At 26.4% G+C, this 21,083-nt stretch carries 14 protein-coding genes; 5 read left to right on the top strand and 9 right to left on the bottom strand.

Annotated elements, in window-relative coordinates; translation table 11 throughout:
* The first annotated feature begins 17 nt into the window (after positions 1-17).
* Positions 18-404, top strand: a complete 387-nt coding sequence (locus tag BOBLI757_RS00155) for a Rid family detoxifying hydrolase (RefSeq protein ID WP_046304490.1) — start codon at positions 18-20, stop codon at positions 402-404.
* 174 nt (positions 405-578) lie between these two features.
* Here the strand turns inward: BOBLI757_RS00155 and gltP are convergent, their stop codons facing one another.
* From gltP to dnaB, 4 genes are all read right to left on the bottom strand, one after another.
* Positions 579-1,871, bottom strand: coding sequence for a glutamate/aspartate:proton symporter GltP (gene gltP / locus BOBLI757_RS00150; protein WP_046304488.1), 1,293 nt, complete (start codon positions 1,869-1,871; stop codon positions 579-581).
* Between the two features lie 1,060 nt (positions 1,872-2,931).
* A complete protein-coding gene (locus tag BOBLI757_RS00145; RefSeq protein WP_046304486.1) occupies positions 2,932-4,578 on the bottom strand; it encodes a Na+/H+ antiporter in 1,647 nt (548 codons plus the stop codon).
* A 975-nt stretch (positions 4,579-5,553) separates the two neighbouring features.
* The gene (gene ssb / locus BOBLI757_RS00140) at positions 5,554-6,015 is read right to left on the bottom strand and encodes a single-stranded DNA-binding protein (RefSeq protein ID WP_046304484.1); all 462 of its coding nucleotides are present in this window, start codon (positions 6,013-6,015) and stop codon (positions 5,554-5,556) included.
* 498 nt (positions 6,016-6,513) lie between these two features.
* Entirely contained in the window at positions 6,514-7,911 is a 1,398-nt protein-coding gene (gene dnaB / locus BOBLI757_RS00135; protein WP_046304482.1) for a replicative DNA helicase, read from the bottom strand.
* A 599-nt stretch (positions 7,912-8,510) separates the two neighbouring features.
* Between dnaB and zur the strand changes: the two genes are divergently transcribed.
* On the top strand, positions 8,511-8,966 hold the full coding sequence (gene zur / locus BOBLI757_RS00130) for a zinc uptake transcriptional repressor Zur (protein WP_046304480.1): 456 nt from the start codon (positions 8,511-8,513) through the stop codon (positions 8,964-8,966).
* 301 nt (positions 8,967-9,267) lie between these two features.
* Here zur and ubiA read toward each other — a convergent pair whose 3' ends face one another.
* Positions 9,268-10,119 carry a 4-hydroxybenzoate octaprenyltransferase gene (gene ubiA, locus BOBLI757_RS00125; protein WP_046305347.1) on the bottom strand — a complete coding sequence of 284 codons (852 nt, stop codon included), beginning with the start codon at positions 10,117-10,119 and terminating at the stop codon, positions 9,268-9,270.
* Between the two features lie 576 nt (positions 10,120-10,695).
* On the opposite strand from ubiA, the gene BOBLI757_RS00120 reads away from it, so the two are divergent.
* Entirely contained in the window at positions 10,696-12,366 is a 1,671-nt protein-coding gene (locus tag BOBLI757_RS00120; protein WP_420021795.1) for an inorganic phosphate transporter, read from the top strand.
* 72 nt (positions 12,367-12,438) lie between these two features.
* On the opposite strand, the gene BOBLI757_RS00115 is transcribed toward BOBLI757_RS00120, so the two are convergent.
* On the bottom strand, positions 12,439-14,466 hold the full coding sequence (locus BOBLI757_RS00115) for a M3 family metallopeptidase (RefSeq protein WP_046304478.1): 2,028 nt from the start codon (positions 14,464-14,466) through the stop codon (positions 12,439-12,441).
* A 557-nt stretch (positions 14,467-15,023) separates the two neighbouring features.
* On the opposite strand from BOBLI757_RS00115, the gene BOBLI757_RS00110 reads away from it, so the two are divergent.
* On the top strand, positions 15,024-15,659 hold the full coding sequence (locus tag BOBLI757_RS00110; protein WP_046304476.1) for a Fe-Mn family superoxide dismutase: 636 nt from the start codon (positions 15,024-15,026) through the stop codon (positions 15,657-15,659).
* A 143-nt stretch (positions 15,660-15,802) separates the two neighbouring features.
* Here BOBLI757_RS00110 and glyS read toward each other — a convergent pair whose 3' ends face one another.
* Together glyS and glyQ are read right to left on the bottom strand one after the other, a co-directional pair.
* The gene (glyS, locus tag BOBLI757_RS00105; RefSeq protein ID WP_082087390.1) at positions 15,803-17,875 is read right to left on the bottom strand and encodes a glycine--tRNA ligase subunit beta; all 2,073 of its coding nucleotides are present in this window, start codon (positions 17,873-17,875) and stop codon (positions 15,803-15,805) included.
* Positions 17,875-18,801, bottom strand: a complete 927-nt coding sequence (gene glyQ, locus BOBLI757_RS00100; RefSeq protein WP_046304472.1) for a glycine--tRNA ligase subunit alpha — start codon at positions 18,799-18,801, stop codon at positions 17,875-17,877. Before glyQ ends, glyS begins: the two co-directional genes overlap by 1 nt.
* A gap of 519 nt (positions 18,802-19,320) precedes the next feature.
* Between glyQ and BOBLI757_RS00095 the strand changes: the two genes are divergently transcribed.
* Positions 19,321-20,322 carry an AI-2E family transporter gene (locus BOBLI757_RS00095; protein WP_046304470.1) on the top strand — a complete coding sequence of 334 codons (1,002 nt, stop codon included), beginning with the start codon at positions 19,321-19,323 and terminating at the stop codon, positions 20,320-20,322.
* A gap of 227 nt (positions 20,323-20,549) precedes the next feature.
* Here the strand turns inward: BOBLI757_RS00095 and BOBLI757_RS00090 are convergent, their stop codons facing one another.
* Positions 20,550-20,957, bottom strand: coding sequence for an Hsp20 family protein (locus tag BOBLI757_RS00090; RefSeq protein WP_046305344.1), 408 nt, complete (start codon positions 20,955-20,957; stop codon positions 20,550-20,552).
* Positions 20,958-21,083 lie beyond the last annotated feature (126 nt).

The following is a 21,083-nucleotide window of genomic DNA, read 5'->3' as shown; positions in this document are numbered from 1 at the left end:
ATATTAAAGATCATGTTATGATAAAAATTATTAATATAATTAAAAATGTAAAAACAACAGGACCCTATTCTCCAGCAATTGATACAGGTTTTCTAATTTTTATTTCAGGGCAAATTGGTTCCATTTCTCATAATAACAACATTGATGATTCCATCCAACACCAAACGAAACAATCATTAAAAAAAATAAAAAATATTCTAAAAACAACTAACCTAGGAATTAGCAACATTGTTAAAACAACTTTATTCATAACTGATATGAATGATTTGAATATTATAAATGAAATTTACGAATCCTTTTTTAACACACACAATGCCTCTTTCCCCGCTCGTTCTTGCATCGAAGTATCTCGCTTGCCACAAAATGCAAAAATTGAAATAGACGCAATCGCAATCAGAACATAAATAACTTTTTTTGAAAATTTAAAATTTTCTATTCACTAACAACCATTAATTATCATTACAATCTATTATAGTTTCAAACAACATAACTATAAACATCACATCGATTTTTATGTTTTAATATAAAACTTACAAAACTTTTAAATACAAAAAAAACACTAACTAAATTATGTTTGTTTATTTTGCCAACATCTCTGCTTCATATGATAAAGCCTGTACATTGTCATACTGTTTTTCCCATTTAGCTATCACTAGAACAGCTAAAGCATTACCTACTACATTCAAAGCAGTACGGGCCATATCAAGAACACGATCAACACCCGCAATAAAAGCCAAACCTTCTAAAGGAATACCTACACTACCTAATGTAGCAAGCAAAACTACAAAAGACACACCTGGAACTCCAGCTATACCTTTTGAAGTAACCATTAAAGTTAATACTAGTATAATTTCTTGAGTCAAAGATAATTCTATGCCATATAATTGAGCAATAAAAATAGCTGCAATACTTTGATATAAAGTAGATCCGTCTAAATTAAAAGAATATCCTGTAGGTACTACAAATCCAGTAATAATAGCTGGAGCGCCATAAGCTTCCATTTTTTCAATAATTCGCGGTAATACACTTTCTGAGCTAGCAGTGGAAAAAGATAATATCAATTCTTCTTTTAAGATATAAATTAATGTCCATATTCTAAACCCACATATACGAGCCACAATACCTAAAACAACTAATGCAAAAAAAACAATAGCACAATATACCAATAATACCAATTTTGTTAAAGGCACCAATGAACTAAACCCAAAAGTAGCAACCGTTACTGAGATTAAAGCAAAAACTCCAACTGGAGCATAACGCATAACCATATGAGTAACTTTAAACATAGTTTCAGCCATTGAGTTAAAAACTTGTAATAATGGCTGCTTATTATTTTCTGGAATGATCGCTAAACTAAGACCAAAAATTATAGAAAAGAAAATTACAGGTAATATATCCCCTTTTGACATGGATTCAATTATATTTGATGGAATCAACGACAAAAAGGTATTAATCAAATTATAAGCACCAGATTGTAACTCTGCAGTTGTCTGCTCATACATAGAAATATCTGCTGTTGCCAAAACAGACATATCGATGCCTTTACCAGGATTAAATAAATTAGCAAACGCAACACCAAGAACAATAGCAAGTGTAGTAATTACCTCAAAATATACAATAGTTTTTAATCCAATACTACCTAATTTTTTAATATCACCAATACCAGCAATACCAGTAACTAATGTAGCCATAACTATTGGAATAACAATCATTTTAATCATCCTGATAAAAACTTCCCCTGCAGGAGAAAGAAAGGTAGTAATTATCCAATCCCTCATATCACCTTGATTATGTAAGATTGCACCCGCAATCACCCCTAAAATTAAAGCAAAAAAAATTTGCCAAGCAAGCGTAATTTTTAATTTTTTCATAATAACACCTTCCGTAGTTTAACTTAACCCATTATTTTGATAATCAAAATAAAATAAAATTAGAAAATGTTTGATTTCACTAATAAAAATTAAATATACTTTCAATTAATAACATAATAAAAAACTAATCCACACTAAAGTTAACAAATTTTAAATATATAGTTAAAATTATTAACATCATAAATATTAAAACCAAAAACAAAAACTAAAAATTTTTCACCCAACTTACAAAAAAAAATAATTTTTATGTATTATAACTATTGCATAAATATTTTATGATAAAATAGTTAAATTTTTATTCTCTCTAAATGCACTCAAAATAATGCCATTACACAAACACTACATAATATTTAAAATCAATCACTTAATAAAATAAACACCTTGGATATCAAACTACCTCCTTAATTTATGCAAAAATATTATACTTTTAAGTAAAATATATCTTCATACAACATACTTCCTAAACAAAATCTATAAAAATAATAATCTAATCATTCTTAAATTATTACTAATAATAACATTAAAAAATTCGAAAAATAAACGCTTATTAAAGCATAATATTATATCAGAATTAATACAACTGATAAACAAAAAATAAATTAAATACCTACAAATACATTCTAAAAAAACAAATCTTAACATTCTATAAATTAACAGCACATATTCATGCAATATCATAGCTATCAGCAACCCAATTACTATTAAATATCTTGTTATCAAAAACAACTAAAATACCACACATATCCATAAATTACATTTGTTATAATATAAAATCACAATGAAAACATTAGTTGAAGTAAAATCATATCTTCGTATTTTTAACTATAAAAATATATTCTTAAACAAACATTTTTAAAAAACAAAAATTGTTGATAACACTTATTAAAATATAAAAATTTTTTAAAAATAATCCTTTATATTTAAAATTTATTATATTTAAAAAATATAATACAAAATTAAAATAGTAATATTTGATAAAATACTATACAATTATTCTGTAATAATTGTAAAAATGAAATAAATCCCCATTTTCATAAATTATTTATTAATACAAAAAATATTAATCATGCTCTACCAATAAGGCTTCTAATAAATCTAAATCATGTAATAATTTTATTAAAGTTTCGTTACTAATTTTTTGTTGTGCCCGTAAATGATAATATTCACTGCGTTCAGCTCTTAATGCATTTAATCTCATGCGCCGCTCCAAATCTTCTATCAAAATAGCGTGTTCAATATCACTATTACCATCAATACGACGACGAAAATTACCTATTACCCTAGCACTGACTTCATTCAAAATTTGTACATCAATATTTTCTTCTTGACTATTAATTAACCGTTCTTCTAATTTATACAAACTTTCAATTGCTACTTCTGCAGCTATTGCACGTGCCATTCGTTCTTCTTTTCTTTGTAATACTTTATCAGAAACAACAATATTACGTAACAACAAAGGAAGAATAAACACACCGCATAATAAAGATAATAATATAACACCAGTAGCTATGAAAACCAATTGATAACGACATGGAAATACAGAGCCATCATTAAGAAATAATGGTATAGATAAAACACCTGCTAACGTAATTGCACCACGTACACCAGCAAAAGAAGCTATCAAAATATCACGTGTATTATATTCAGAAAACACTAAAGGTCGACTTTGCATAAAACGAAAGCTTATTCGTTTCATCAACCACAACCAAATAAATCTAAGCAAAATTAAAGCAATATAAATAAAAAATACATAAGCGAATAGCATCCATATTTGAATAACAGGGTCCATTTTTGCTTGTATAATAGATGTTGATAAAATATCTGGCAATTGTAAACCCAACATAATAAAAACCATGCCATTAAATACAAACTCTAACATAGCCCATACACTATTACCTCGTAAACGCATAGTTAATGGAGCATGCCGAATCATATTAGATTGCCCAATAGTCATTCCAGAAGAGACAGCTGCTAGAATACCAGAAACACCAACATGTTCAGCAATTAAATAAGCAGCAAAAGGTAATAAAAGCAACAACACTGTTTGAATTACCGAGTCTCCACCACTCCAACGAATAATATACCTTAAAGATTTACTATATCCCCAAGTAACAAATATACCCGACAATAAACCACCAGCTGCTATTTTAATAAACTCCAATGATGCTGCACTAATAGTAAATATCATGGTATTCATAGCTACAGCTATAGCAAATTTTAAAGAAACTAAACCAGAAGCATCATTCATAAGAGCTTCACCCTGTAAAATATCCATTATTTTTTTAGGAATTCGACCTGCTCCTACTATTCCAGATAACGCTACAGCATCAGTAGGAGATAATACTGCTGCTAATGCTAAAGCTGCTACAAGGGGTATACCAGGTATTAACCAATAAATTAAATACCCAATACCAATAACAGTAATAATAACTAATACTAAAGCTAACGCGATAATTTCGCCCGCATGTCTTAAAAATTCACGTAAAGGAGTCTTCCAGCCATCAGAAAACAATAATGGTGGAATAAACAGAACTAAAAAAAGCTCAGGATTAAAATCTACATGTAAACCAATTTTTGGCCAAGCTAACAAAGCACCCAATCCTATTTGCATTAATGGAAGTGGTACTTCAAATGGCAAAATTCGTATTATTACTCCCGACAGGGATACAACTAAAGTAAGGATAAGAATTGTAAAAAAAATTTCCATACTTAAATCCCTTTTGTCATATATTTTACCTTTTCACTACATATTTTTGTTATATATAAATCATATAAAACATAAATCAAATTACCAAAATATCAATTATTAATATAAAATTAAAATATGTATGTAATTCAAAATAAATAACGTAATAACTACACGCAAAATTTTAAATGCAAAATTAAATAATGAATGAACTTAATTATAATTTACAACAATAACAATAATACAAATATCTAAGGTAATAATACATAAATCTTTCCCTTAAATATAACAATAATTAAAAATATAAAAAAACACAATTATATAGCAAAAAATAACTATAACTATTAATATAACATTCTAAAATATACAAAATAACAATTTTACGTTATATATAACGGTAGCATACACATTATTTATCATGTAATACATAAATACCACAACAAAACTATTTTTACAGAGTTTTCTTAATTATAACAATCTGACCCATATACCCTATGATAGGACATAACACAAACCATTCAAAAATCAGTAGATAAATACATAAATATTATAGATCATTATTACTACTTAACTACTAAATACAACAATATAATGTACTAAATATATCTATTTTAAACCATTAAGCTAAAAAAATAATTTATAAACATGATTACTCAAAATACTACAACTAAACAAATTATTGGATAATATTCACAATATAATTTGTGTTATAATAATGCAATACTCTTGAATCCAAAAAAATTACTTTTTTATTAAAATAGTAATACTAAATATTATAAATAAAATAAAAAACTGCTAACCATAATTTAATATGGAAAAACATAAAAATACAAAAATATTTTTGATGATATCAACATGTAATATATATTAGTATTATAAATATAAAATAACATGATTTTATCTACATTAAATATTCACAAATTTTAAAATATCAGAATCACTACAATACATTTAAATACAACTTTTCAAATTAAAAAAAATCAATATAAACTTATTTTAAAACGGAATATCATCCAAATCCACATCAGAAGAATCAGTATCTTTCACTTCTTTATTACTATCACCTGTAGAAGCAGTAGCAGTTAACGAAGAAGTATCCTTTACTTCTTGACGACTACCTAACATTTGCATAGTACCAGTAAGATTCACAATTATTTCTGTAGTATAACGATCTTGACCACTTTGACTTTGCCATTTACGAGTTTGTAATGCACCTTCAATATACACTTGAGAACCTTTATGCAAATATTCTCCAGCAATTTCAGCTAATTTTCCAAATAATATTACACGATGCCATTCAGTTTTTTCTTTCATTTCACCAGTTTGCTTGTCTCGCCAATTATCAGAAGTAGCTAAAGTTAAATTAGCTACTGGGTTACCATTAGGCATATAACGAACTTCAGGATCTTGACCAAGATTACCTATTAAAATAACCTTGTTAATTCCTCTACTAGCCATAAACACACCCCTTAACTTTTAAAAACAATAATATGAAAAATAAAACTACAAACAATATCAATTGTAACTATATATTCAATCACTCACACTCATTTATATTTATAATCAATAAATAATATTACTTAATAGCTGTTACAATTTTATACAAATAAATTTTATAATTAAATTACCGTAACCAAAATAAATTAATATAATATAATTATAAAATAATTATACAAATAACCAAAATAAAAAGAACATTTTCTGTAAACAACAAAAACCGTAATATTCCAACACAACAAAACCTTTAATTAACTATTTTCTACAAAATAACTTAAACAAAAAAATCTTCAACAAAATAATATTACTATACTATTAAAAATTAATTTTATAATTACTAAATAATATCTTTTAAATTCAAATAACACAACATAACACATAATAATAAAATTAATAAACAAAATTAAATACAATATATTTCTAAATATTATATTTCACAAAATATCATATATCCATCATTTAATACTGTGGTCCTGCATAATTATCAAAACGAGACCATTGTCCATTAAAAACTAGTTTAACTGTACCAGTAGGACCATTGCGTTGTTTACCTAAAATAATTTCTGCAATACCCTTCATATTACTATTATCATGATATACTTCATCACGATAAATAAACATAATTAAATCAGCATCCTGTTCAATTGCTCCTGATTCGCGTAAATCAGAATTTACTGGATGTTTATCAACTCTCTGCTCTAAACTTCTATTCAATTGAGAAATAGCCAACACTGGTACCTGTAACTCCTTAGCTAAAGCCTTTAACGATCTAGAAATCTCGGTAATTTCCAGTGTTCTATTATTAAACAATGACGGCACTCGCATTAATTGTAAATAATCTACCATAATTAAACTTAAACCATTATGTTCACGAAAAATTCTACGAGAACGAGAACGCATTTCAGTAGGTGTTAAATATGAAGAATCATCAATATATATATTACGCTTCTCTAATAAAAGACCTATAGTACTAGAAACCCTTGCCCAATCTTCTTCATTCATTTTACCAGTACGAATACACAATTGATCAACACGCGATAAAGACGCTAACATGCGTATCATGATTTGTTCACTAGGCATTTCAAGACTAAACATTAAAACTGGTTTAGTTTCAGTCATAGCTGCATGTTCACATAAATTCATAGCAAAAGCAGTCTTACCCATTGAAGGTCGAGCTGCAACAATAATTAAATCTGATTTTTGTAATCCATTAGTTTTTTTATCTAAATCCTTATAACCACTTGATATACCAGTAATACCATAATATGGTCGTTGATAAAGATTCTCAATACGAGACACTGTATCCTCAAGAACACGATCTATACCTTTAGGATTACTATTAGACTTAATTCGACGTTCAGCAATTTGAAAAATACGCGATTCAGCTAAATCTAATAATTCATCACTACTTCGACCTTTAGGATCATATCCAGCATCAGCAATTTCACGTGCTACACCAATCATTTCTCGAACAACCGCACGTTCATGTACAATTTCAGCATAAGCAGAAATATTAGCAGTACTAGGAACATTTTTAGACAACTCAGCAAGATAAGCAAATCCTCCCACTATTTCTAATTTTCCCTTTTGCTCTAACGATTCAGCTAATGTTATTAAATCAATAGGTTTACTTATTTCTAAAAGATATTGCATTTCATGATAAATCAATCTATGGGAAGAACTAAAAAAATCATGACAGACTATCCTTTCAGAAACGTTATCCCATCTTTCATTATCTAACATTAATCCACCTAATATTGATTGTTCTGCCTCTAAGGAATAAGGGGGCATTCTCAAATCTTCAACTTGTTGATCACAAATAGAATTAGTCATTTTTACTAGTTCATTTTTTAACATAAATTATTATTTTCCTTAATCATACATAAAACTATAAAACGATTTTTATAAAATAATACCTAAAAAAATCTGATATAACGCAACTTGCAATAAATAAAATGATTTATCAATTAAAACATCAATAAAATGTTTATTTACGTTACTATCCATAAAATCAATTATTCGCTACAGTACACAAAATATAAATAAAAATTTTCTATAATAAACAAACATCATAAATTACAATTATAAAATATCAAATAATAATTTATAAATATTGCAATACTTAACAACATATAAATATTATCAATATTTTGCATTATATTTAAGTAACTTTTGACCATTCAGTAGAATAAATATCCAAAATTTAATATACACGATTCTATTATTCTGTAATATAATAATATTACATTTCAATAAAACAACATATTTAAAAGAACTTATAAAAACTAATTGATATCACAACATTCACGTTTATTTTTCTAAAAACACTACTTATCTAAATAATTATTTAAAACATAATACAAATAAAACAATAATTTTTTATCATTAACTATACTACATTTGATATATGATAATATAATATATAACAATTATCCTGATCAGGATAAAAAAACGATATGAAAACTAAATTGCAACAATTATTATATCGTATTAAAACATTATGTAATCAACGTTGTGTAAGACTTACACCACAAAGATTAGAAGTATTACGTATAATTTGCCAACAAACCAAAGCCATAAGCGCTTATGATCTACTAGACTTATTAAAAAAATCAATACCAAAAGCAAAACCGCCCACCATTTATCGTGCTCTTAATTTTTTATTACTCCAAGGATTCATTCATAGAGTAGAATCAACAAATAAATTCATGATATGTAACTATTTCTCAGAACCATCACATGCCTTTGCTTTTTTAATTTGTGATAATTGTAATAAAGTTATTGAACAAACTACACAGAACATTAAAGAAATTTTACAACAAACAGCTAATGTTTCTGGTTTTAAAATTTCTTATAATATTATTGAAGCACATGGCATATGTAAACAATGTGACATAATAAATATTTCTTAACATCTTAATTATTAAAAACACCTCTGTTAAAAAAAAATGAAATTACATTACATCGCAATAATTAGATATCAATTAACTTGAAACTATCATGATAATCAATATTATATAACAAAAATATAAATATAAAATTTACTAATTGCTATAATGATAAACATAACAAAATCCAACATACTAAATAACTAATTAAAGATCAAGAAATACGCATACTAATCAATTGAATTAAAAAAATTATTGTGAAAATATAAACTAATTTGATAAACTAACTATATTTAACGTGTAGTAAAATATAATAAACAAAATCTTAACTAAACAAAATACCAATAAAAATTAGCATACCCACATAATTATTAGATAAAAATGCTTGAAAACAACGATCTCTATCAAAATGGATAATTAATTTCTGTTGATAAACAAATACAACTAACACCATAGTCAATATGATATAAAATATAAATCGTGACTTTATTTGTAAACCAATGAACAAAAACATAATCCATGTAATCATTTGTAACAAACCAATCATAAATCTATCATACTTGCCAAATAAAATAGCAGTAGACTTAATGCCAATACATAAATCATCATCACGATCTAACATTGCATATTGTGTATCATATGATATAGTCCATATAGTATTAGCTAAAAATAACAACCAACAAATTTTATTAGGCGATCCGCACACTGTTATAAAAACCATTGGAATAGACCAACTAAACAAAACCCCTAAAACCAACTGTGGAAAATAACAATACCTTTTTACATAAGGATAAATACAAGTTAAAATTAACGCTACAACAGAAAAAAAAAATATACATCTATTTATTATCATCAACGTCAAAAGGAATGAAATAAAAATAAATATAACAAATAACATTATAGATTCGTTACAATTGACAACACCACACAGTAAAGGACGATTTTTCGTACGTTGAACTAATTTATCAATATCTTTATCTATATAATCATTAATTATACAACCAGCAGAACGCATAAAAAAAACACCCAAAACAAAAATTACCAATACATCTAAATCTGGGATACCATTACTTGCTAACCATAACGCCCATAATGTAGGCCATAGCAATAAAAAAAAACCTATTGGTTGATCTAAACGTGCTAACCTAATCCACACATACCATTTATTAATTTGCATAAAATAACTAAAATTATCCATCAACTAATATAAACACGGTTCGTCCTTTAATTTGCTTTACAAAACTAATCACTAAAAATTAAAAAAATAGAACTTCAATAATAATCCTTGCTGTAAAAACTTTAACAACACAAAATAATATGTAAAATGTGACTTACAATTACTAAATATAAAAATAAACAAAAAATACACCTCATTAAAAATAGAATACAAACAATAACAACAATATACACAAACAATACCTACAACGCATACCCCTAAAGGTAAAATTAAAAAATGTTAATAACATACGTATATATTACATTACAATGTTATATAAATTACTTAATTCTATAACTTATAACAAACTTGTAAAATAATGCTAACATACAAAAAAAATAATATCTAATTCTAATAAAAAAATTAAATAAAATAATCGATATAAATAATATTTTTAAAAAAAATTAAAAAGACAATATTTGACAAATAATAATTTTTCATTAAAAATGATTAATTATAAAAATATGATATTTAAATAAACAATGAAAATTAAAAAAAGTCATATTTTTCTTCCTACCCCAAATTTTCATACTAATAATGCCATTATATGATCACGTTCAAGCAATAATGCATTTTTTTACAGTGCATGCATTTGCTGATCTGGATCCATGCATCCGCCTCATGCTAATTATAGCATTAATTCTTACATTTATTTATGAATTTATAAATGGTTTTCACGATACGGCCAATTCAGTAGCCACAGTAATTTACACTTGTGCTTTACGCTCTCAATTAGCTGTCACTATGTCTAGTCTATTTAATTTTTCAGGAGTAATTTTAAGCGGATTAAGTGTGGCATATACTATTGTTTACCTTCTTCCTACTGATATCATAATGAACAACAACAGTACTCATTATTTAGCTATGATTTTTTCAATGTTACTAGCAGCAATTATATGGAATTTAGGAACATGGTATCTAGGTCTACCAGCATCCAGTTCTCATACTCTTATAGGTACAATAATTGGAGTAGGATTAATCAATTCTTTCACTACAAATAACTCAATTGCAGAAACATTAAATATTACAAAATTAACTGAAATTATCATATCATTGATTATTTCTCCATTAATAGGAGCAATACTTGCTGGATTAATTATTTTTTTCTTATGCTATTCCATAGATAATAACAATAACAAACATTGTATTCATCTTACACCAACAGAAAAAGAAAAAAAAGACGGCAAAAGACAACCCGCATTTTGGCCACGTATTACATTAATTCTTTCTGCTGCTGGAGTAAGTTTTTCGCATGGAGCAAACGATGGTCAAAAAGGCATTGGGTTAATAATGTTAATTTTAATAGGAGTTATACCAAGCAATTTTGTAATAAATCTTAATGCCAACACACACGATATTCACTGTACTCATATTGCAGTTCATCATTTAAAACAATATTACACTAAACATTCGGAAAAAATTACACTTTTTTTTGAACAAAATGATAATAAAAATATTACCACACCACATATTAAACATAAAACTCACAACACAACAACATCTCCATTTGAAATATCTAAGGAGAACACTATGATTGTACAGAATACATGCAATTCTTTAAATAACAAAATGAAAAAACCACAACAAATTTTAGAAATGAAACTACAAAATATTTGCTATGACAAAACTATAATATTAATGAATATTCATATAGCGCTATCATTGCTTCAAGATATCAATAATTATAACCAATTATGTCCCAATGAAAGATTAAATGTAAGAAATATTTTAATATATTTAGCAAACCTCACAGATCAAATAGCAAAAATTCCAGGCACATCAAACATAGATAAACAAATACTATATAATTTACATAAACAACTATTAATAACAGTTGAATATGCACCGCTATGGATTATTATAGCAGTAGCACTATCTTTATCTTTTGGAACAATAATTGGTTGGCGTCGTATTGCTTCTACAATTGGTCAAAAAATTGGTAAAAAAGAAATGACATATGCACAAGGCTTATCAGCACAATTAACTACTGGAATATCAATTAGTATTGCTAGTTATACCGGAATGCCAGTATCAACTACTCATGTATTATCATCAGCAGTAACTGGTACTATGTTAGCTCATGGTAGTGGTTTACAAAGTAAAACAATTAAAAATATTATATTAACTTGGATTTTAACATTACCAATTACTATTACTTTAACTGGTATTCTATACTGGTTTTTGCTACAAATAATCATTGCAACATAGTTTTTATTTTCATATTTCAAGATATTTAAAAATAACTGAACTTATTGAACTATCGCCAATTAACAACTATATTTAATAAATACCATTATATAATAACATGGCATCTATTTTAGGTTTACGGCCACGAAAACGAACAAACATATCCATCGGATCTTCTGCTCCACCAGCTGCAAGAATATTATCTAAAAATGACTTACCTATTATAGGATTAAATATCCCTACTTCTTTAAAAAAAGACCAAGCGTCTGCTGCCAATACATTAGACCATAAATAACCATAATATCCTGCTTCATAATTATCAACAAAAATATGACTAAAAGTATAAGGGAGATATGCATAATTAATTGTTGAAAATAATGATGTTTTCTTTTGTATATGCTTTAATATAGACATTAATTGCAATGATTTTGTACGAGGACGTTCACGATGAATATAAAAATCAAACAAACTATAAATTAACTGATGTAAAATTAAAGAAGCTGATTGGTGATTTCTAGCAGCAATTAAATTGCTGCATAATTTTTTTGATAATGGTTCACCAGTTTTATAGTGTCCAGAAATAAATTGTAATACATTTGGTTCCCAACAAAAATATTCCATTAATTGACTTGGAAATTCTACTGCATCACAAGGAACACCATTGATGCCAGCTACTTCTGGCACTGTAATGCGAGTTAATACATGATGTAAAACATGACCAAATTCATGAAATAATGTAATTACTTCATTATGCGTTAACAACACTTCTTGGCCATTAAAAGAAGGATGAAAATTACAAACTAAATATGCTATAGGATATTGACAAATATTACTATTATCTTCATAAAATACACCCATACATTCATCCATCCATGCACCTTGCCGTTTATTATCACGAACAAATAAATCTAAATAAAATCCTCCTCGATATCCATCATTATAAGCATTAAATATATCAAAAAATTGTACATCAGGATGCCAAACATCTACACCATAACGTTCTTTAATATTAATACCATAAACACGATGCATGACCTCAAACATACCTTTAATCACCTTATGTTGAGGAAAATAATCACGAATTTTTTCATCGCAAATAGAAAATAAAAAATTTTTCTGTTTTTCTTTATAAAATGCTACATCCCAAGGATGAAGCATTTTATGGTCAAAGAATCTAGCAACAAATGACTCTAACTGCAACCATTCTTGCCTCCCACGTTTCTCAACACGTGCAAATAAAGTATTAAGAAAATGCAAAACTTGATCAGCATTCTTAAACATTTTTGTAGTCAAAGACCTATCAATGTAATTATTAAATCCAAGTAATCTTGCTAGCTCATATCTTAATATCACAATCTCATTCATTACAGGTCCATTATCCCATTTTCCAGCATAAGGTCCTTGGTCAGATGCACGAGTATGGTAAGCTAAATACATTTCTTGACGCAAAACAGTATTATCACAATAAGTCATTAAAGATGTATAAAAAGGATAATGCAACGTTAATAACCATCCATTTTGTCCATTAATCTTCGCTGCAATTCGAGCTGTATCTATATCACGCTGAGGCATGCCCGATAACATATTTTTATCAATTATCAATTTGCTCCAAGCTGCAGTAGCATCAATCATATTATTACCATATATCATGCTTAACCTAGACAACCTGGATATTATCTCTTTACAACACTTTTGTTTTTGTTCTGGTAACGTAACACCAGACAATTCAAAATCAAGTAAAGCATTGTCAATCACTTTTTTTTGAGATAAACTTAATTTAGTATAATAGTCACTATTACGTAAGTTACAATAAGCATTATATAACCCCTTATGATTACTCATCCAACTTCTATACTCAATTAATAATATCAAACACTCTGCATAAATTTTACGAATTGTTTTACTATGTTGTACCGCATTAAGATGTGCTATAGGAGACCAAACTCGTTGTAATTGATTTTCTGCGAAAGATAATGGTTGACACAATGTTTCCCATTTAAAAGATGTATCTTTATTAAGTAAAATGTGTTCTATATTATTATAACAACAAGTTAAAACATTTTTCATGTCAATTTTTCTTTCCTCTAAACAAATAGAAGAAAACAAAGGTAATTCATACATAATTGGTGGTAACCTAAATATATCTTGCGACAAATAAAAACTTAACAAAGTTCACGATAATTAAAACAGCATTATTACAACATAATTATCTAAATAAAAATATTCATGTCATAAATCAACAAATCAAACAATTCGTCAACCAATCAAACAACTCCATTAATAACAATTACATACCAGTAAAATAATTTAAATAACTTTACATAAAAATTATGTACATAATTAAAGATAATAACTTGGTAAAATGACTGTTAAAAATTTTAAATAAACATTTATATATTTCACATTATTCTAATTATAGACAAAATAGCAAATTTTAAATTATATTATAATAAATATTTGCTATAATATCTATTGATATTATAGCAAATTAAATATAAACTAACATAGTGATTGATGTTTATATGTTCCAAAAAAAATAAAACTATTTTAACGATCTACACTCTTAACTGAAAATACTTTACAATAAATAATACTAAAATAATAAATCAAATAAAAAAATACTAAAATAAAACTTTTACAATCAAATAACAAAATAAATAAAAAATGGAGAACTAAATATGCATTTTATATTACCATTACTACCTTACAGTTACGATGCTATGGAACCTTTTATTGATCGAAAGACCATGGAACTTCATCATACAAAACACCATCAAACATACATTAATAAAACTAACGAAACCCTTGTAGAATTACCCTCTTTTACGAATTTAACAATTGAAGAACTAATAAAAAAAATTAATTCACTACCTGAAGACAAAAAAACATTACTTAGAAATAATGCCGGGGGGCATATTAATCATACGTTGTTTTGGTCGTTTTTAAAAAAACAAACAATATTACATGGTAACTTAAAAAAAGCTATAGAAAAAAAATTTAATAATATAGAAATATTTAAAATGGAATTCGAAAAACACGCTATAAATAGATTCGGATCTGGTTGGATTTGGTTAATAAAAAATAGTAATAACGAATTACTGATAACTTCTACTGGAAATCAAGATAATCCTTTAATGGAAAAAGAGATTATTGGCTTTAACAATAGTGGTTATCCTATAATAGGATTAGATGTTTGGGAACACGCATATTATCTTAAATATCAAAATCGTCGTTTAGATTATGTTAAAGCTTTTTGGAATATTCTAAATTGGGATGAGGCCGAGCTACGTTTCAACCATAGTATTACGATTTAATTTTAGATATTGTTAATCAAACAATACTTTATGGTAAGAAGATTATAGCTGTATAAATGGCGTTTTAATTAATTAAAACGCCATTTATACAGCTATAATCTTCTTACCATAATTCATAACTAATTAGCTACAATATTGCTTTATCATTTTAATAATGAAAAATCAATTAATATCGTTAACAATCTATATGCTTTGCTTAATAAAGATAATCTATTAATTCGTAATTCATCATTTTGTACCATAATCATCACATGGTCAAAAAAAACATTAATTAACTTACTTAATTTTAATAATTCTATTAAAATTTCCAAATAACAATGCTTTTTAAGCATATCACTTAATAAAATATCTAATTCAAATAACTTAACAAACAAATTAAATTCTTCAATATTTCTTAAAAGAAAAACTTGAGGCCTATCATTAGATATCATATCATCTTTTATAATAATATTAAATACTCTTTTAGTAAGAACTTTTAATAAAAAAAAACCTTCTGTTCGACAAAAATTATGTAATACATTTAATCTTTTTTCAAAATCTATTAAATTAACTAAACTATTTTTTAAAATAACTCTAATAACATCATTCCTATATCCCCTATTTTGATAATAAATACATAAACGTCCTTGTAAAAAATCAATTATCTTATCAACCAAATATTTATTGGATAAATTATTATTATAAAGATCTACTGATTGTTTAACTAAAAAAGATAAATTTAAAAATATTCTTTTCTCTATAATGATACGTAATATACCAATAGCAGCTCTACGTAGCGCAAAGGGATCTCCATTACCTTTAGGATATTCTTTAATACTAAAAATACCTGATATAGTATCAATCCTATCAGCGATAGCTAAAATACAAGAAATTTGTGTATTAGGCAAAATATCTCCAGAAAATCGCGGATAATAATATTCTTTTTGAGCTAATGAAACCACTTCCGATTCACCATCTCTACGCGCATAATGCATACCAATAGCACCTTGAGTTCTAGGAAACTCAATTACCATATTGCTTAATAAATCACACTTTGCTAACTTAGCCGCTCTTACTGCTTGACTTACATCTGCATTAAGTTGAATAGCTATCCAAGCAGATAGTTTTTCTATTCTTTTTGTTTTATCTAACAAAGTGCCAATCTTCCTATGAAATAGGATATTATTTAAATGCGGTAAATAACTTTCTAATCGTACAATACTGTCAATATTAAAAAAATAACTAGCATCCGTTAATTTAGAATAGATGACTGTTTCATGTCCATTTATAATTGCTTCCCTATTGGTTGACTTTACATTTATAACAAATATAAAATATGGTAATAATTCTTTATTTTCATTAGTAACTACAAAATGTTTTTGATTATATTCTATAACATCAATCAATACTTCTTTTGGAAGCTTTAGAAACTTAGGTTTAAAACTTCCAACAAGCACTATAGGCCATTCAACTAATGAAGTTAATTCCTCTACTAAAAAACTATCTTCTATTTTAACAACACCACCAATTTTTTTAACTACTTCTTTAATACCTGTCTGTATAATTTTTTTACGTTGATTATAATTCGATATCACAAAACCCTGTTGCATTAAAATACTAGGATAATCATCAGCATGAGATAAAATTATATCTGATTTCCCCATAAAACGATGACTACATATAATACGATTAATATTGATACCAAAAATATTACCTGAAACAACGTGATCATTTAATAAAACAGTTACAGTATGTATAGGACGAATAAATTTAAAATCACCTTTTCCCCATCTCATAAATATACGATTAGATGTTTTTTTCAATGCATTATTAATTACTTTACATAATAAATGATGAACAGTGTCATCTTGCATAAGTTCTCTATACATAAACCATTTATTTTTAGAATAAACTATATATTTACTACACTTAACTTTTACATTATAAGTAACAGCCCAATTATTAATAATTACTGACCAAGGAGAGCCATTATCAACAAATACCTGCATAATGCCTGAACTAATATTTTCAAAAAATCCGTAAATATGTATATCTATCAACATAACAACTTTTACTGCTAAACGACGTGATGTAGCAAACCACTTTATTTCTTGGTGTACAATATTCGCATGATTAAGTTCAATATGAATATTATTAGCGAAAAATTTTGCTAATTCTTGTAATCTCCTTGAAGGTAATTCTTCCGTACCAATTTCTACAAAAAAAGTATGTTTCATTATAACATTTGATATTTTAACGTATTATTACACATTGGAAATCCTAATGATTCACGATAAACATAATAAGCCATTGCTATTCTTTTAGTAATACTATAAATACGCAAAACATAATTCTGCCTTTCTGTACTAGAAATTACTTTACGAGCATCTAATAAATTAAAAATATGCATCGCTTTTAAAAGATATTCATATGCTGGTATTAACAATGGCGTGTTTAATTCCATTAATCTTGCTGCTTCATGTTCATATTTCTCAAAAAACCCAAATAAAAACCCTACATCGCTATATTCAAAATTATAAAGAGATTGTTCTATTTCATTCAAATAAAATAAATCTCCATAAGTTATTTGCCCCAAAACACTATTTCCCCAGACTATATTGTAAACGTTATCTAATTCTTGAATTATCATTGATAACCTTTCCAACCCATAAGTTATTTCACCAGTAACTGGATGACATTCTAAACCACCTACTTGTTGAAAATAAGTAAACTGAGTTATTTCCATGCCATTCCATCGTACTTCCCAACCTAGGCCCCAAGCACCAAGAGTTGGATTTTGCCAATTATCTTCAATAAAACAAATATCATTCATTGATATATCTAATCCAATGTTTTGTAAAGATTTTAAATATAATTCTTGCATATTTTGAGGAGATGGTTTAACAACAACTTGAAATTGATAAAACTGTTGCAACCGATTAAGATTTTTACCATATCTCCCATCACTCGGTCTACGTGAACACTGTACATAAGCCGCTGAAAAGGGTTCAGGGCCTATAGCTCGCAAGAAAGTCATGGGATGAGATGTGCCAGCACCAACTTCTAAATCTAGTGGTTGAACAATAACACATCCATTATTTGACCAATATTCTTGTAATATTAATATTAATCCATGTAAAGTCTTGATATCAATTTTCCGCATATTATACCCAAAAATTGATTTTTTAATTCATAATCAACAAAAAAACAAAATAAAATAATTATTACTAAAATCTTTAAAATATAATTTTATTTAAACTCAAACAACAATTTTTTTTCAAAATAAAAATATGGATTCATAATACAAAACATTACTACAGAAATAATAATATTTCTACACAATAAACTACATAAATAAAATATTCAGATTTTATCACCAAAATATCACTTTATACAAATTTATAAAATATAAATCACAATAAACAATAATTAGTACAAAAAATTAATAAAAATGTTTTATAAAAAACTAAATAATAATTTGTATATCTTAATTATATCTACAAAATTTATTCATTATAAGTAGAATATTATTTTCTATTCTACTTATAATGAATAAAAAATTAAACAAACAATGTCTTACAAAATAAAATTTTTGTATATAAAAATAAAATTAACATAATATTTTTATATTAGTAATCTATATTAAATTAAAATAAAAAAGCTTTAAAAAGATATAAAACACATGACCACAAACGAAATTTATTTAAAAAGCATTTCATATATACTAATATTTTTATGTATCATTATGATAATACCATTACGTTTATTTCCCTGTTTTATTTCTGGATTTTTAACATATGAAATAATAATATCACTTACACCATTATTTGAAAGATTTGTAAATAATAATCATGCACGATGGATAGTAGTGACTTTAATTACTATTATTATAGTTATAGTTATGACGTTAGGAATAATTAATTTAACAGGATTCTTAACAGAAGAACTACAAAAAGAAACCAATATAACATTAGAAATAGATCGCATTTTTTCTGATATAAAACAAGACATTCCTGATTATTTACTTTCATTCTTACCACAAAACACTGAAGATTTAAAAAAACAAATATTCTCTATAATAGAATCAAACTTAATAGTAATACGTAATATGGGTCATTCTTTTTTACATGGAGTAATTACTTTATTTATTGGCATTATAATCGGTGCGATTATATCTTTAAGCAAACCTTTAACAAATGTAACATTCTTTTCTAAAGAATTATTAACACGTATTAACCTCCTGTCTCACGCTTTTAGAAACATTGTTTTTGCTCAAATACAAATATCAATAATAAATACATTACTTACAGCTATCACCATTCTAATATTATTTCCATTATTCAATAAACATTTACCTTTAGAAAAAACTCTCATTATAATAACATTTCTTTTAGGATTATTACCAATTATTGGAAACTTAATTTCTAATATTATAATAATACTTTCTGCTCTTTCAATTTCATTAACTGCCGGAGGCATTATGATAATATATTTAATTTTTATTCATAAACTAGAATACTTTTTGAATGCTGAAATAATCGGAAATCGTATTAAAGCACAACCATGGGAACTAATGCTTGCTATGTTAATGTTTGAAGCAACTTTTGGTCTAGAAGGTTTAATAGCTGCACCTATCTATTATGCATATCTAAAAAATGAACTACGTGCACACAATATAATTTAATTTTAAAAGAAACTACTAAAAACACTCAAAAAAATTGATTCAAAAAAAATATAACCTTAGCAACACTTGTTTTTAAATTAATTATCCTCCTATTCAAGAAAAAAACAAACAAATATACTTTATGTAATTTTACGAGGTTTTTTAATTACTTAACGCTACGGTTATATTTTTTTGAATCAAATTTACTCTTTTACTTAAATAAAATTTATTATCACCCTAAATAATAATTATTTTATTTCAATACGCCGAGCTTTTAAAGTTTCCGGAACAACGTGTTGCAAATGTATATACAATATACCATGTTCCAAATTTGCTCCTGTTATCTCAATATGTTCAGCTAACTGAAATTTACGCTCAAAATTATGATCAGTTATCCCTTGATACAAATAATTTTTTTCGCTTGAATAATTACTATGCTCCCCTTTTACCGTCAAAATATTATCATTAGCAGTGATTTCTAACTCACCATCCGTAAAACCAGCAACAACAATCGAAATACAATATTTATGCTCACTAACTAATTCAACATTATACGCAGGATAACCACCATTACCTTGACCAGCTTCTAACAAATGCACTAACCTATCAAATCCAATAACAGAACGATACAATGGCGAAAAATCAAAATTTCTCATAACTATACCTCCCATATAATTAATATTAATAATAATTTCTTTTACATTATTTTAATAACACGAAACAATACATTAATCACATCGCCTTGACTATTTATATTCTTTAATTAAAACCACCTATCTCAT

The organism is Blochmannia endosymbiont of Camponotus (Colobopsis) obliquus (assembly GCF_000973545.1).
Taxonomy (GTDB): Bacteria; Pseudomonadota; Gammaproteobacteria; order Enterobacterales; family Enterobacteriaceae; genus Blochmanniella.
The sequence above is the reverse complement of the archived record's forward strand: the minus strand, read 5'-3'. Positions and strand labels throughout refer to the sequence as shown.